We start from the raw sequence: 16,001 nt of genomic DNA on the forward strand, positions 1-16,001 counted from the left end.
TAATTGCTGTCCTCCCCTGGCGAAAAACGCTTCTCGCCTGATTGCTTAAAGACCTTACCAACTCCCCGATTGCCTGTTGCTAAAACAAAGTCGCCGCCCGGGCACGCACACGCACCTACCTCTTTGCCAACACGTTAAAGGAGAGATAACGAATGTTAAAAGTCTGAATTTGTGAATTTTTCACTATTTTGCAGTTATGCTAAAAACGAAACTAACTAAGCCCGCTCCAACTTCTAAATTAATCTTCAGAAAAGAGCTGATTCATACCCTGGAATCCGGAAAGGAAAAAAGGTTAACCCTGGTTTCGGCCCCGGCAGGTTACGGTAAAAGCACATTGATCAGTCAATGGATTGATCAAAGTGATATCCGCCATTCATGGTACTCGCTCGACAAATCGGATAATGACATTGTTATCTTTTTACAATACATTATCGCCGGTATCCTGTCGGATTATAAGAGCCTTCAATTTAAAACAGAGAAATTGCTTGCATCCAACGCCAACCCATCGTATGAAACGCTTGCTACTTTTTTAATAAACGATTTGCTTGAAATAGACGATCACTTTTACATCGTGTTCGACGATTATCATTTGATTGAAAATAATGCGATCAATAATTTCATTCACTTTTTATTGAACAACCTTCCTCAGCATATTCACCTCGTGCTGATTACCCGATCTGATCCTTCAATTCCTTTGGCACGCCTGCGAAGCCGGCAATTGGTTACCGATATCCGCTTATCCGATTTATCCTTCAGTGCCAATAATATCTACGATTACTTTAAAAAGAGTTTGAATATTAGTTTATCCATTGATGATGCGAAAACGCTTGAAGTGAAAACCGAAGGTTGGATAGCCGGGCTGCAGCTTGCAGCATTATCGCTGCAAGGCAGAGATGATATAAGTGATTTTGTGGAAAAGCTGAAAGGTGATAACCGGTATATAATGGACTATCTGATTGAAGAAGTTCTTCAGCAGCAAAGCTCAGCGTTAAGAGATTTTCTTATAGCTACTTCCATATTAAAGCGTTTTAATGCCTCCTTATGCAATGCTATTCTGGGTATAAATAACAGTCAGGAGATAATTGAATATCTTGAACGAAATAACATGTTTGTTGTCCCCCTCGACTCAGAGAGGCAATGGTACAGGTATCATCATTTGTTGGAACATTTATTATTAAACAGACTAAAAAATAAAAACCCCGCTTACACAAACGACTTGCATACTAAAGCCTGTAACTGGTACGAAAAAAATGGAATGATTGAGGATGCAATTCAGCATGCTATAGAAATAAAGGACTTTAAACGAAGTTTGGGACTGTTAAATCAAATTTCTGCCGATTTATGGGCAACCGGCAGGCATAGCAGTTTATTAGAATATGGCAACCTGTTGACGGATAATGATATTTATACCAACCCCGGGTTTTCAATATATTATTCATGGGTGCTTATACATTCCGGCCAGGCACTCAAAGCTGTTCAATATCTAAGTAATGCAGAAATCGAGATTGAAAAAAGATTAGCAAAGCCGCACGATTCAAAAGAGTTATTCGAACTAAAAGGAAGGTTAGCCGTAGCGCAGGCAATTTTGCATACCGTGACCGGCGATTTCGAAAAAATCGAAAAACATTCCTGCATTGCTTTAGAATATCTTTCTGAAGAAGACCCACTTTGGTACAGCTGGGCCTGGTATGCTGTTGGATTAAAAGACATGGCCTTAAACAATCTTCCGGAAGCAATAAAATCGTTAAAAGTTGCCGTTGATTACGCTAAAAAATCAGGTAATATCTATTTAGTTTCAACCATTGTGTTACGCTTAGTGTATACCGAACAACGGATGGGACACTATGTATCCGCCTTCCAGAACTGCACCGGATTATTGGAGTATATCGAAGAGCAGGGTTATTCTGAATTAACGAAAGTAGATTGGATCTACTCAGGGTTGTATACAACGCTTTCGATGATAAATTTTATGTGGGGAGAGTTTGAAAGGGCTAAGGCGTATATAAAAATTGGTTATGAATTATCGTTGAAAGAACCCAATTTAACCTACCGGTTCCTAAGCTTGTTTACACTGTCGATTGTGAATTACGACAAAAATAATTTAAGTCATTGTTTAGCGGATTTGAAGCAATTGGAGGAGCTCATGCACAACAATACCGTGCAACCACACTTTACTGTTCTATACCTGGCCCGGAAAGGATTTGTTCTGTTAGAAACTGAAGAACCGGAGAAAGTACTGGCATTTTTCAATACCAACAACATCACCTCCGATTCCGAAATAAATTCTTTTAACGAGTACGCTTTTATCCCTTTGGTACTTTACCTTTTGTCGATTGGAAATATCAGTGAAGCACAAAAGAAGTTGGGTGAAATAAATAGGCTGGCAACACAAGCAAATCGCTTAGACCGATTAATTGAAATTCAGGTAATTTATTCATTAATACATGAGGTATCAGGAGATACCGAAGAAGCTGTTCAATGTCTTATAAATGCGATGGATATTGCATCTGAACAAAGAATTGTAATTTACTTTTTGCACTATCTTGATAAAATTAAAGAACCCTTGCACAAGGCTTTTAAAGTACTTGCAACACGCAAGCATAATGTACCGGAAGAATACCTCGAAAAATTGAAATTACTACTTGCCAGACATAAAAAAGTAAGTAAGAACCAAAATTTTTCTGATATAAGTAAGCGTGAATTAGAAACCTTAAAACTAATCGCCGAAGGTTTATCAAACCAGGAAATTGCAGAGGCTTTGTTTTTAAGTATTCATACGATTAAATCGCATGTAAAAAGTATTCTTTTAAAGCTTGAGGTCGACAAACGCTCTAAAGCAGTTGTTAAGGCGAAAGAGCTAAATATCATCTGATTGTAAACCGCAAATTAATACAAATGGCATTCTTTTCCGGAAGCAGGTAAAACCTGAGAAGCCCTTTGTTCATATTTCCGAAATCCAAAATTTCATCCCTTTAATTCACTCTTAAGAGTGAATGATCTGCTTTGGAGTCATCCTACCTTTGATCTGTTATTTCATTTCAAAATAAACACATGATAAACAAGCAAATGATGAAAAGAAAAGTGAAAATAAGAATCAAAGGTCTTCTCGATGATAAATGGAGAAACTGGTTCGACGGGATGGAAATTACGCACGAAGGCAGCAACTCAATTCTCAGCGGAATCATAATCGATGAAGCTGCACTACACGGAATTCTTAACAAGATAAGAGATTTAAACCTCACGCTTTTATCGGTGAATTTTGACAGTTAACTCAATGCGAAACTTACATGAATTAAAAACTAAATAAGATGAAAAAATTACAACTAACAATTTTAGTAGTTGCCATGTCAATCAACGTGGTAATGAGCCAGAACACCACACAAACAGCTGCCAGCTCAAAAGAAAACAAAAAAGAGGATGTTCAATTCAAACATTCCATCGGGTCTTCTCTTTTTATGCTGTATAACTTCACCGATGAATCGGCCGATTATGTCCTGCTTACTTACGGCTATCAGCTAAGCAGCAAAGACCGTATTTTTGCCGAATACAATACCTGGAAATATGCCGAGCCCATGGGTACCTATGGCGATTCGGACGAATCCTATCCGGGATATGTCAGAACTCACGGGATAGGCATAGGATATAAGCGTTTTATTTGGAAAGGCCTGTTTGCAACTGCCGAGGCCACCAACTTTTACAAGCAATATTTCGGCGAAAACGACAACAAAATCCAGACAGGTTACCAGTTGTACCTGCAAACAGGCATTGGCTATCGTTTCGAATTCTTTAAAAAGCGTTTCTATGTCGAACCTGCATGGTTAATAAAGTTCTGGCCGGTTGATACCAACATTCCTGCTGACTTTGCCGCAATTGAAGAGGGAACTCCCAAGCACATCTGGGAACCCAGTCTGAATTTCGGATTCAAATTCTAAACATCAAACAATGTCCATTATAGTCGTGGCGCTTTGCCACAATTGGATCATACGGGTTTGTTTCTGGGTTTTTTATGGCCTGTTCTTTTGGATAAATATATGTCTTGAAATCCTGACAACAAGCGCTCTTGTTAACTTTGATAAGGGAGCCCGGGAGATTGATTCTCCCGGAATCTCTCACCTTTAAACAAAACCTGTCCCGGTGTCTGCCGGGACGGAACATAATCAGGAATCACCTTCCATTCCTCCACCACCCCACCTTATAAGCTCAGCCTCACTTATTTAGAAATTGTACAAATTACATTTATAGTTTGTATTTATCTGATTAACATATAATTTTAGACTCACTAATCCAGGTGACACCCAGAACGATAAGCAGCGAGAGATTTTTTCACCAGAGGACTATGTTGGCTTAATTGCCGTTTTGTTTATCCGTCAGCTGACGGATAAACGTTTACAAATGGTTACAAACGGATATAAAGTTGAAAATGAACAAGTTTGTGGAAAAACACAAAACACTGCTAATAGCGATATAAACGTACTACATATACACGTACATTAGGCGTAATATTGAACAATGACAAAAGATGAAATTAAAATATTAGCAAAAATTGAGAAGGAAAAGAAAAGAGTGTACAATAAATCTCGTAAATGCTTTCACCCGTTTTGTGATAAAACGGCGATTAACTCTCATGTATTACAAAAGAATGCATTTATTTCAGCCATTGCAGATGAAGGGCATGTATATGAATATGAGCATTTACCATTTAAAGAACAGAATTTCCATTTCAAAAAATCAGGAATAAATGAAGTTTTCACGTTTAAAGGATTTTGTTCCTTTCATGATGATTTTCTATTTCGTGATATTGAAAAAAAAGAAATTAATTTTTACGACTATAAAACACTTCTAATTTTTGCGCATAGAATATTAGCACAAGAGATTACTAAGAAGAAAAATGTTATCGAATTTCATGAGTCCCTAATTCAAAAGAATATTGGAGACTCACAGTTCTTCAAGGAAAATATTTCTGGACAAAGACTAGGAATACAAGATGCCAATTACACACTAAAAAAGGTTCTCAACAATATCAAAAATCCAGAATTAAAAGAATTTAATTTTCACACAAGGGAGATTAAACAACTTGAAATCTGTGCATCAGGACCATATACATTTGAAACTACAAGGGAGCAAAATGAAATGCATCCTGAAATTTATGCCTTACCATTGACAGATATTTTTGTAAATATTCTTCCAACCAATGGTAATACAACCGTTTCATTTTGCTATTTAAATTCTAATAATTTAAAGTGCAATACATACATAAAAAGTAAATTTCAATTACCGGAAGTAGAATTTATAAAGTTTTTAAGCGACATTTTAGTAGCTCAAATGGAGAATTGGGTAATATCTACAACGCTTTATGAGAAGGTAAAAGAAGATGAAAAAATACTTTTTAATATAACTCAACAAGCATTTAATACAGACGATGAAAGATTTGAAATCGACTATAACCTTTTTAAATAAAAATACTACGCCTAACAATTTGTATATGGCAGGCGGGGGCTTTAGCGGTCTGACAAGTCAGATCTCGTTCCCACTTTACTGCGGGTCTGACAGGATTTCTCTTCGAAATCCCGCCCGACCACATACAAGTGACCGTTAGGCTTCATGCTAAAAAGACAGAGATATTATGAATATTTTAAAGTTAAATTGTAAATATGAAAATTGAACCAAAAGAGACAGCACTTATAATTGTAGATATGCAAAAGGGATTTTTGGATGAGGGAGCACCAATTTTTACTCCTAATGGGAAATCCATTATTCCACAAGTAAAAAAACTCATATCCTTATGCAGAAAACACAGTATTCAAATTTTTTGGTCTAAAAGTCATATCGACCTATTTAAACAAGGTCCATATCCCTTATTATTTCCAAAACATTTTGATAAAGAAACGGGGGAATCTGCCATGAGTAAAAAATCTATTTATTATGATATAATTGATGAACTAAAAGAAGATATAGCTAATAATGATATAATTATTTATAAAGATAGGTATAGCGTATTTTATAATACAAATTTCGACACTAACTTAAAACAGCTTGCAATAAAAAACTTGATTGTATGCGGTGTTACAACAAATGTTTGCGTAGAATCCACGGTAAGAGATGCTTTTACATCGGATTACTTCCCATTTATGATTTCCGATTGTACAGCAACATTTTCTGAAGAATTTCAAAAAACCGCTGAGGACATAATTAGATTTTGCTTTGGGTTTGTTTTAAAACTTAATGAACTAGAAAATAAACTTTAAAATTATGAAAAAAATAAAATTATTATGTGTCATATCTCTTCTGCTTACGGTGGGATTTTATTCTTGTAAAAATTCATCTAATAAAAAAACAGAGGAGGGAAAGCTGGAAAATGTTGTTTTAGCTTTTGCTTGGAATCCCGGTCCTGAAAATGCTTTTGTCTACTATGGAATTGAACAAGGTTTCTTCGAAGATGAAGGTATCAAACTTGAAATAAGACCATTTAAAGGCTCTGGAATTGTGGCTGAAATGCTTGCTAATGAAAGTGTAGACTTCGGTTTTATAAGTAGTGACTATATTGTCACTTCACGTATAAAGGGAACGCCTATCTCTGCAATTATGACTTTATACCATGAATCACCCGTAACTATATATTCACTAAAGGAAAAAGGTATTACTTCACTTGACTCCCTTTACCATAAAAAGTTCGGTGTAATTAAACAAAGTGCGACATATCCTCAAGTTAAAGGTATGTTCGAATTAACAAACCGTGATTATAGTAAGGTAATCGAGGTTGCGACAAGGGCTAGTTCACAAGAATTGATGCACAAAACAATAGATGCGGCCATGGACTATACAAATTATTCTCCCTGTATTTTGCAAGCTGAAGGTATTGAAGTAAATGAAATCCTTGCAAAAGACTACGGAATTGAAATGGCAGGCATTAGTATTGCAGGCTTGACAAAAACATTTAGAGACAAAGAAACTTTAACTCAAAGTTTTATAAATGCAATGGTCAAAAGTTTAAATGAATCTAAAAAACACTCGAAAGAGTCACTTGCTACGCTTCTTCAAAATGACATCACTCAGAATCCTGATATACTGAAAATCCAACTAAAAAGAACTGAAGAACTGTTTTATACAAAAAAAACAGATATTAATGGTGCAGGATTCTTGGAGTTATCTGATTGGCAAAAAACTCAAAACACTTTGAAAAAAATCAACGCTATAGACCAAACTATTGACCCAAATTTCTTTTTTGAAAATTCTTTTTATATAAAAGCATGGAAAAAATATAATGACTAGACTACGAGAAATATACATTACTTCTAAAGCATTTATATTTAATCTTCTGATTGGTTTAATACCGATAATACTTATATGGGTATTGATAAAAATGGTATTTAAAATTCAAGATATAACTATTCCTTGGCCAAACACAGTTATTAAAGAGATAATCCATAACTGGAGACAATTATTGGAAGAAACAGCTCATACAATGCTATGGGCAATTATTTGCTTCATTACAAGTACGTTTTTAGGAATATTATTAGGTATTATAACTCACAAATCAATCACTTTCTCTAAAATTGTAGTACCATCAATAGTTATCAGCCAAGTTCTCCCAAAAGCTGCAATGTTGCCCTTATTAGTTATATTGTTTGGTTACAATCCGATTTCAAAATCAATAGTTGCCACAACAATCGGTTTTTTCCCAATCTATGCTGCTACAATAAATGCTTTAAATTCTCTACCAAAAGAATGGGTATTGTTCTATCTAGTATCAGAAAATAAAAAACTAACTTTTTTCTTTAGAATAGAGTTTCCTTTTATCATAACAAACAGTTTAAGCTTCTTCAAGACTTCATTAATTTATGTGGTAATTGGAATAATAACGGCAGAAGTTATTTCTGCTGAAAAAGGAATTGGAACAATAATTAGTAATGCGTTTTACAATAACAATGCACCAATAATGTACGCCGCTTTATTCTACTCAACATTCTTTGGCGGTGTCCTACTTTACTTATTTGAATTAGCAAGAATTTTAGTCTTACCTTTTAATAAATGGCAAATCTCAACATTATACAAAGATGGCAGTAAGTTTTAGATATAAACCAATCATGACGGGTTGGACTGTAGGAGCGATTTCCTCAATTATTTTAATAATTATATCACTCTATAGACTTGGTTCAGAATTAAATAATATTGAATATATTTCTTATTTTGAAGTAGCTTGGCAAGATTCAATGCTGAAAAACAAATTTCTTCCACAAGCGAATTTTGCCATTATTTGTATTTATATCTGCGTATTATTTATCTGTTTGTATCTTTTTAAGGTATATATTTCAGTTAAAATTATTGAGGGTAGTACTGAGCATAGAGAACGATTCTTTGAAATGGTATTTGTACCCTTTCAAATTTTTGAGTGGATTCTTAGGTTAGTTATCGTTCTCTATCTAATATTGGGAATCTCAGGTCATGAATGGTTCGTTAGTAATATTGACATTAAAAAGCACATCGATTTTTTGTTTCTAAAAACGATGAATAATTCAGATTATAAGTCAATTAGCAATACGGAGTTATACTTACCATTAGTTAATATATTAGTTTATTCAATTAGTATATATCTCTTATTGATTCTCTATAGCTTACACTTATATGTAAGCCTACTTTTTAGTAAAATAAATTGGTACTTAAGAAGAAAAAACAAATTGTACGATTCTCTTTTTAAGCAGGAAAGCTATTGGAATTCACCTAAGCACGCCGGGAAAGACCACTTTATTTATTACTCTAAAAGATTTTTTCTTCCGAATTTACTTGGCATTGTCTTACTTCTATTAATTCTTGTATTATCGTGTATTAAAATACCACCAATGGTTTTTACTACTCTTCTTGGGGTACTAACAATAACTAATGCAATAATTCTGATTCAAGCTTTCTTCAAGAAACACGGTGAGGTGAAATGTTTGTCTATTAGCTTTTTGTCGTTGTTTTTTGAAGATAAAAAATTGGAAACAAAAAAAATCCTAAAACTTTGGTATGTTATTGAATAATATCGCAATAGAAGCTAAGTCGGTAAATAAAAACTATAATGGGAAACAAATTCTACACAAAATAAATTTGTCAATTGTTTCAGGCGAAATTGTTTCAATTATTGGACCTTCGGGTTGTGGAAAATCTACTTTACTTAGATTATTATCATTAAAAGAAAAGCCTTCAGAGGGCAGTATAATAGTAAATAAAGATTTTGGGTCCTTGTTTTATTCTCCTCAAACTCCAGTTTTAATGCCTTGGTTAGATGTAATGGATAATTTGCTTTTACCATTCAGATTATTGGGTGACCATAAAGACACTAATTTAGAAAATGTAGTTTTTGAAGCATTAGAAACTGTGGGATTACGAGAGTTTTGTAATCACTATCCTCATGAGTTATCTGGCGGAATGAAAGAAAGAGTAGTATTTGCACAATTGCTTTTACATAAATCCAGCTTGGCGTTCTTGGATGAACCTCTATCATCAATAGATGAAATTACAAAATATGAGATATTAGAAATTGCAAGAGAAATATGGACAGAATCTTCAAAAACAATTATTTGGATAACACATGATGTAAGTGAAGCACTATATATTTCAGATAGAATTGTGCTAATGTCTCAGACACCATCAAATATTATGAAAGAGGTAAAAATTGAAAAAACAAGACCTGAAATGAATGGTTTTTTAAAAGACAGTTATTATAACGATTTAAAAGCGGAAATTTTAAAATTGTACGAATAAAAAGCACGAAAGCCTAACACTTTGTATAAGTAATGGCAGGCGATGTGGTAAATATCAAGGTTTGTAACCCGCTCAAACTGCTTAGCGGTTTGAGAGGAAACTACCACGCAATCTGCCACTACTCATCAATTTTCCGTTAACCAATTTTGAAATTAAATAACAATTACAAAACAATAATATGATTATGAATGACATATGGGTTACAATTCTCTTATCGTTAATTGGAATTTTCTCTGGTGGAGTTATATCTTTCTATTTCTTTCGTTCACAACAGAAAGACGCTATCTCTAAACTCTCAGCTAATATTGCAAAACTAAATTCACGTGAATCTTCATCAGAAAGAGTTGAAAAATATTTAATTGAACAACGCAAAAATTTGAATGAAGTTTTAAACCAAATGTCTAAAATCCAAACTTCTATTAATTTCTCAGAAAAGATTGAAAACCATGACAAATTAAATGACGTCAAAAGTACATTGGACAACATTAAAGAAAGTTTTAAAAGTGATTTATCTGATTTAAAGAAATCCATTGACGATAGTTTTACCTCAATCATCTCAAGATTTGATAATGGAAATTTTAATGCAACAAAAATGCTTCATTCTCAACTGGCAAAAGAATTTCAGAAAGACGTTAAATTATTTATTCCATCTTCGGAACTGGAAAGTGAAGTTCTTGCTTCAAAGTTAGTCGACAATTTCTTAAAGTTATATAAAGAAATAAATCAAATACAAAGGGAAAATTTAAATTCTGACAGAGAACATTTTCTTAAAAATGTTGATGACAGAATTGATGATTCATTTAATAACTTCCAATCGAGATTTGAAGAAAGTTTTCAAAATTTTGAAAGTAAACTTTCCTTACCTAATTCTGGAAAACAAAAAAAATAAAATAAAAATATTTGATTACTATAAAGAAATACAGTCTGAAGCTGCTCAGTTAGCATATAGTTCAACATGCCAATTTATAACTATAAAAAATGAAAATCCACAACCACACAGGTGCGGTGTTTTTGTTGAAATTGATGGAGAACATTTTATGATAACTGCCTCGCTAGAGCGGATTTGCAATCCGTGCCCTGGTCGATAGACCAGAAAAGTTGATAAAAACAAAACTAAAAACCTATGAATAAACTAAAACTGACCTTGATATTTCTGTTGTTCTTCGCTTTCGAATGCTTTAGTCAGCAAACCGGAAACGATGGAATAGGAAGTACCGCCATACGAAGTGGCATTGGTTTGGGGAGTGTGCTGGCTGTTGTTGTTTCGTGGGAACGGAATAAATCTGTTTTACTGGCTTTAATACACGGCATCTTCAGTTGGCTGTATGTACTGTATTTTGTACTCACCCGAAAACCTGAAGAGCGGCGCAAATACTAAATTGAGTTTCCCTGCTCAAAAACTTTAAGCCGTCGGCTGAGGTACGGATTACATCCCGTCCGTCGGCTGACGGATCGGGACGCACCGGCGGTGAATTTAGGAAAAATATTCAATGCCAAATAAATCAACTTAAGCTACTGAAAATTAAAACACTAAATAACAGCAATAAATAATCAATAATGAAAATGTCAGGTTTATGGCGTAAAAATGTCCTATTAAAATCATCACTGATTTTTGGATTGGGTATTTGTTTATCATAAACTTGTTCAATCTACGATGAATTATGAAACAACCCTATTTAGGTAAAAAAGTTCTGGAACTTCGAAAGGCAAAGGGACTAACCCAGTCAGAATTAGTGGAGAAATGTGATATTACAATAAGAACTCTCCAACGGATTGAATCAGGCGAGGTTACTCCAAGAGCATATACAATTAAAGCAATATTTGAAGTTTTGGATTATGACTTTTATGATTCTTCAAAAACAAAAACTAGTGAATCAGTTAGAGTAATTAACCATGTGTTATACAGACTCGAACAGGTTTATAAATACATTATTGATTTATTTAACTTAAAAATTAACACAATGAAAAAATTAAAAATTTTATCTATTCCTGTTATTTTGGTTTGTATCGTATTAATTACAGTTAGTTATAATGCAAATGCCCAGCGTAGAATTCAAAAACAATTAATAGGTACATGGCAAGTTTGTAATCCCGACAGCACCGTTGCAAATAACCTTTACAATGATAGCGACATAGCAAGGTACAAGATTATTACAAAAGAGACGTTCATGGTGAGCGATTTTGCCCCTGAGAGAAAAATTGTGCTTAACTCATTTTGGGGAACATATACCGTGGAGAAAGGCGTATATACCGAATTTATACAATATACAACACCACAATATCGCAACGTATTTGGTGTCATGAATTCTTTTAAAATAGAAATAAAAAAAGATTTTATGTTTATTAAAGGAGTCAATAATGACCTTGATGAAATATGGAAAAAAGTAAAGAATTAAATTCTATTACGGCCTCGCTGGCGCCAATCCGTCAGCCGACGGACGGTGTGCAATTCGGAAGAATTGAAAAGAACAAACTTTCAGCCGTCGGCTGAGGTACGGATTACATCCCGTCCGTCGGCTGACGGATCGGGACGCACCGGCGACTATCAAAACAAAAATGACTATGAAAAACCAAAATTATCTGATTTTATTGCTGATTATTTCTGTTGCAGGAATTTCGACCGGGTTTTATTTGAAATTTATTAAATCGTACACCGACGAAAAACTTCAAATTACCACAACCAACGATGTCGGGAGAAGCCCAAATCTGGGGCAAACTATCAATTTTCTGGAAGAGCTCAACACAATAACAGGGTCTGCTGTAACCGACAAGAATGATGTTGCACTCAAAAGACTCAAAACAATTAATTTGACTTCAATTGTAGTATTACTCATTTCAATACTCGTTGCAGTTGGAACAACTCAAAAATTATTACGAAGGAAAATTGTTTGAAAAAATAATAAGGTTGGTAATCTTGCTTATGCCGCCCGTCCGTCGACTGATGGATCGGGACGCACCGGCGGTGCAGAATACCGGTAAATCAGTAAATGCCGTAAAAATGCCGTCAGAAAATCGCTACCAAATCGGGGAATGGGGAATTACTTTTGCCTCAAAAAACTAATTTCACGATTTATGAAAGAACCAGGAAAAAGAATTAAAGAAAGCAGATTAAAACAAGGTTGGACCCAGGAAGATTTGGCGGAGCACGCAAAAGTTAATTTGAGAACAATTCAGCGAATCGAAAATAATGAAACCACCCCACGACGAAAAACACTCGACTTACTGTTTGATGTTTTAGCTATCGACAGGCTTGAACCGGAGAAAACGCCCCTGAATAAATACATGCTATGGTCATCGTTTCTGACACTGCTGATTGTTGCAGGCACATTTTTAGGATGGACCAGACGTTTTAAAATGTTTGTGGATGGAGAAAGAACTTACCAAACCTTTACCGGTTGGACAGGCTATACTTTTTTAAACGATTATCACTTTCAAAACTGGTTGCTCAGTATTACCAGTATCTCGGTAGGCTTAATCGTGGTTGCGAATTCGCTTGGGCTGATAAAAAATAAAATGAAATATATTCTGGTGCAGCTGGCATGTTTAATCCTTTATTTGGTTGGTGTCTTAGGGTGGAGTACCAGACAGGCTCTTGAACTGAGACCGGGATTATTCCTGATTGTAATTGCAAGCATTTTATTGGTAGTAGCCTACCGAAGGAACGGGACAAAAGCAGGTGCCAACCAATAAGCTTCACCCGCTCGATCCCATTTACAATCGGAGTGAAATCCGGAAGGATAGTATAAGAAATCTGCAAATAATCAGGCTGCATACTGATTAACAGAAGATAAGTGAGATTTTAGCATTATTTTAATAGCATTAAAACCTAAGTAAATTTTTATACGATGAAACTACTAACCAAACTTATTTTCTTTTTTGTACTTACAGCAGGATTTTGTTTTACCGCCTGTACTCCAAAAACCGGCAGTAACCAGGAACCGCTTATTAAAACCACCTCCGGTGAAATATCGGGCAGTATTAACGATAGCGTATACGCTTTTAAGGGGATTCCGTACGCCACGGCCGAACGATTTATGCCTCCGCAGGATCCGGATGCCTGGGACGGAATTCGTGCATGTACCGACTTCGGGCCGGTTGCCCGGCAAATAGTACCCTGGTATCCCGATTCAGTTCAAAACGAAAAGGAACTGTTTAGTGCAAATGTTTGGACGCAGGGAATCCGGGATGGCAAAAAACGGCCGGTAATGCTCTGGTTACATGGCGGCGGATTTCATGTTGGCGCCAGCAACGACCCGATGACCTATGGCGAAGCCCTGGCTAAAAAAGGGGATGTGGTTTTTGTATCCATAAATCACCGCTTAAACATTCTTGGTTTTCTTGATCTGTCGGCCTGTGGCGATAAGTATGCACAATCGGCCAATGTGGGTGTGCTCGACATTGTGAAAGCCCTCGAGTGGATTCAAAAAAACATTGAGCAGTTTGGAGGCAATCCTGCCGATGTAACCATTTTAGGCGAATCGGGAGGCGGCGGAAAAGTGGGTACCATTATGTGTATGCCGGCGGCAAAAGGTTTGTTTCACAAGGCCATTATACAGAGCGGAACCCTGATAAATACAATGACCAAAGAGAAATCGCAAGCCCTTGGTTTGGCCGTACTTGAAAATCTGGGACTTACACCAAACGATGTTGAAAAACTGGATACGATCCCTTACAAAGACCTGGTTAAAGCAGGGAATGATGCCATTGCCAAAATATCGGGTCCGAGAAAACCGGGGTCGCCAACCATGTTTGGCTTTGCACCTTCGGCCGACGGTGAAATTTTGTTACAGCAACCTTTCAGCCCCGGATTTGCAGACATTTCAAAGGATATACCGCTTATGATAGGCTCCACACTAAATGAGCTAATGCGTACCGCTTACGGCGAAAAAGACCTGACAATGGAACAGGCTAAAGAACGCCTGGCAAAAGAATATGGCGATAGAACCGATGAGTATATTTCACTCTTCGCAAAGGCTTATCCTGATTATACGCCTCAGGATCTGCTGTCGGTTGACAAGACTTTCAGGCCATTTACCATAAGAACTGCAGACGCACGGGCACAGGAAACAGATGCCCCGCTGTATGTTTACTTTTTAGCATGGAAAAGCGGTGTCGACAATGCATCGAAAGGTTCGTTTCATGGCCTCGACATTCCACTGGCATTCAATACGGTTGACCTGAGAGCAGACTGGACCGGCAATACGGAAGAAGCCTGGGAATTGGCAGACAAAATGAGCTCGGCATGGATCAACTTTGTAAAAACGGGTAACCCAAATGTTGATGGCGTGCTGCCAACCTGGGAGCAATACACTCCGGAAAACGGCGCTACCATGTATTTTGATAACGAATGCAGAATTGTAAATAACCACGACCGGGAATTAATGCATTTTATTAAACCCCTGGATTAGTAGTTGGAGTTATTCTCCCGCTCGCCCACTGCCAGCGATAGAAAAAAATCAACATAAAAACCAAAAACTAAACAACCATGTCAGCTACTAAACTTACAACTATCCGGGAATTTTGTACGGCCAACTCAAACCCGGAGATTATAAAAAAGTACCAACGCTACTTTAAGGAAGGTTATGATGGCTACGGTATTGACGATAAACTGTTCCTGCGGCAGATAGAGGACTGGCAGGAACAATGGAAAGCCGAAATGACCATCGACAGCTACCTGGACCTCGGTGACGAACTGATGAAAACGGGCAGGTTTGATGAAAAGCACGTGGCTATCAATTTTTTAAAGTCGTGCAGAGCCGATTTTTCGAAAGATACCTTTCAACGGGTTGGGCGCTGGTTCGACTACGGCATAAACAACTGGGCCACTACCGATGTACTTTGTATGCTGATTTTGTCGGCTTTGTTGTTGGATAAAGTGATCGGCTTGGAGGATCTGAAAACATGGATCGACGCTGAATCGGAATGGAAACGCCGGGCAGTTCCGGTGGCCCTTGTCGAATTGGATAAATCATCAATGGATTTAAGTCCGTCAGAAGCATTGGACCTCGTTGATCCTTTAATGTTGGATGATTCGGAATATGTACAAAAAGGCATTGGCACGCTTTTACGCGGTTTGTGGAAGAAATACCCGGCTGAGGTTGAGGAGTTTCTGATGAAATGGAAAGACAGCTGCGGAAGGTTGATCGTGCAATACGCCACCGAAAAAATGGATAAGGATTACCGAAAGAAATTCAGAAAAAGTAAATAACGTAAGCCGCCCTACCCCTCGTTTGCAACGAGGGGTAGATAGTAAATTCAGG

The 16,001-nt window shown here is 36.4% G+C and carries 16 protein-coding genes; all 16 read left to right on the top strand.

The genetic code is table 11. The annotated features are described in order from the left end of the window. The first annotated feature begins 196 nt into the window (after positions 1 to 196). The 16 genes from HFD85_RS10170 (at position 197) to HFD85_RS10245 (ending at position 15,949) form a co-directional block, all read left to right on the top strand. Entirely contained in the window at positions 197 to 2,872 is a 2,676-nt protein-coding gene (locus HFD85_RS10170) for a winged helix-turn-helix domain-containing protein (protein ID WP_167608586.1), read from the top strand. 194 nt (positions 2,873 to 3,066) lie between these two features. Next, positions 3,067 to 3,270: a hypothetical protein gene (locus HFD85_RS10175; protein WP_167608588.1), complete on the top strand. Its 204-nt coding sequence runs from the start codon at positions 3,067 to 3,069 to the stop codon at positions 3,268 to 3,270. A 38-nt stretch (positions 3,271 to 3,308) separates the two neighbouring features. Continuing rightward, on the top strand, positions 3,309 to 3,932 hold the full coding sequence (locus HFD85_RS10180; protein ID WP_167608591.1) for a hypothetical protein: 624 nt from the start codon (positions 3,309 to 3,311) through the stop codon (positions 3,930 to 3,932). Between the two features lie 577 nt (positions 3,933 to 4,509). After that, complete coding sequence (locus HFD85_RS10185; protein WP_167608593.1) at positions 4,510 to 5,457, top strand: hypothetical protein; 948 nt, start codon at positions 4,510 to 4,512, stop codon at positions 5,455 to 5,457. Between the two features lie 194 nt (positions 5,458 to 5,651). Then, positions 5,652 to 6,245 (top strand): cysteine hydrolase family protein, encoded by a 594-nt coding sequence (locus HFD85_RS10190; protein WP_167608596.1) that lies wholly within the window; start codon positions 5,652 to 5,654, stop codon positions 6,243 to 6,245. 4 nt (positions 6,246 to 6,249) lie between these two features. Further along, complete coding sequence (locus HFD85_RS10195; RefSeq protein ID WP_167608599.1) at positions 6,250 to 7,269, top strand: ABC transporter substrate-binding protein; 1,020 nt, start codon at positions 6,250 to 6,252, stop codon at positions 7,267 to 7,269. Further along, positions 7,262 to 8,071: an ABC transporter permease gene (locus HFD85_RS10200; RefSeq protein ID WP_167608601.1), complete on the top strand. Its 810-nt coding sequence runs from the start codon at positions 7,262 to 7,264 to the stop codon at positions 8,069 to 8,071. The genes HFD85_RS10195 and HFD85_RS10200 overlap by 8 nt, the downstream gene beginning before the upstream one ends. After that, a complete protein-coding gene (locus HFD85_RS10205) occupies positions 8,055 to 9,017 on the top strand; it encodes a hypothetical protein (RefSeq protein ID WP_167608604.1) in 963 nt (320 codons plus the stop codon). The genes HFD85_RS10200 and HFD85_RS10205 overlap by 17 nt, the downstream gene beginning before the upstream one ends. Beyond that, complete coding sequence (locus tag HFD85_RS10210; protein ID WP_167608607.1) at positions 9,010 to 9,741, top strand: ABC transporter ATP-binding protein; 732 nt, start codon at positions 9,010 to 9,012, stop codon at positions 9,739 to 9,741. Before HFD85_RS10205 ends, HFD85_RS10210 begins: the two co-directional genes overlap by 8 nt. Before the next feature lie 184 nt (positions 9,742 to 9,925). Next, on the top strand, positions 9,926 to 10,630 hold the full coding sequence (locus HFD85_RS10215; protein ID WP_167608610.1) for a hypothetical protein: 705 nt from the start codon (positions 9,926 to 9,928) through the stop codon (positions 10,628 to 10,630). Positions 10,631 to 10,864: 234 nt separating this feature from the next. Beyond that, positions 10,865 to 11,119 carry a hypothetical protein gene (locus HFD85_RS10220; RefSeq protein WP_167608613.1) on the top strand — a complete coding sequence of 85 codons (255 nt, stop codon included), beginning with the start codon at positions 10,865 to 10,867 and terminating at the stop codon, positions 11,117 to 11,119. Between the two features lie 283 nt (positions 11,120 to 11,402). Beyond that, positions 11,403 to 12,137, top strand: coding sequence for a helix-turn-helix domain-containing protein (locus tag HFD85_RS10225; protein ID WP_167608616.1), 735 nt, complete (start codon positions 11,403 to 11,405; stop codon positions 12,135 to 12,137). A gap of 166 nt (positions 12,138 to 12,303) precedes the next feature. After that, positions 12,304 to 12,633: a hypothetical protein gene (locus HFD85_RS10230; RefSeq protein WP_167608619.1), complete on the top strand. Its 330-nt coding sequence runs from the start codon at positions 12,304 to 12,306 to the stop codon at positions 12,631 to 12,633. A 180-nt stretch (positions 12,634 to 12,813) separates the two neighbouring features. Next, on the top strand, positions 12,814 to 13,431 hold the full coding sequence (locus HFD85_RS10235) for a helix-turn-helix domain-containing protein (protein ID WP_167608621.1): 618 nt from the start codon (positions 12,814 to 12,816) through the stop codon (positions 13,429 to 13,431). 155 nt (positions 13,432 to 13,586) lie between these two features. Then, complete coding sequence (locus tag HFD85_RS10240; protein ID WP_167608624.1) at positions 13,587 to 15,149, top strand: carboxylesterase/lipase family protein; 1,563 nt, start codon at positions 13,587 to 13,589, stop codon at positions 15,147 to 15,149. Positions 15,150 to 15,226: 77 nt separating this feature from the next. Then, complete coding sequence (locus tag HFD85_RS10245) at positions 15,227 to 15,949, top strand: DNA alkylation repair protein (RefSeq protein ID WP_167608627.1); 723 nt, start codon at positions 15,227 to 15,229, stop codon at positions 15,947 to 15,949. Positions 15,950 to 16,001 lie beyond the last annotated feature (52 nt).

The organism is Maribellus sediminis, assembly GCF_011799805.1.
Taxonomy (GTDB): domain Bacteria; phylum Bacteroidota; class Bacteroidia; order Bacteroidales; family Prolixibacteraceae; genus Draconibacterium; species Draconibacterium sediminis_A.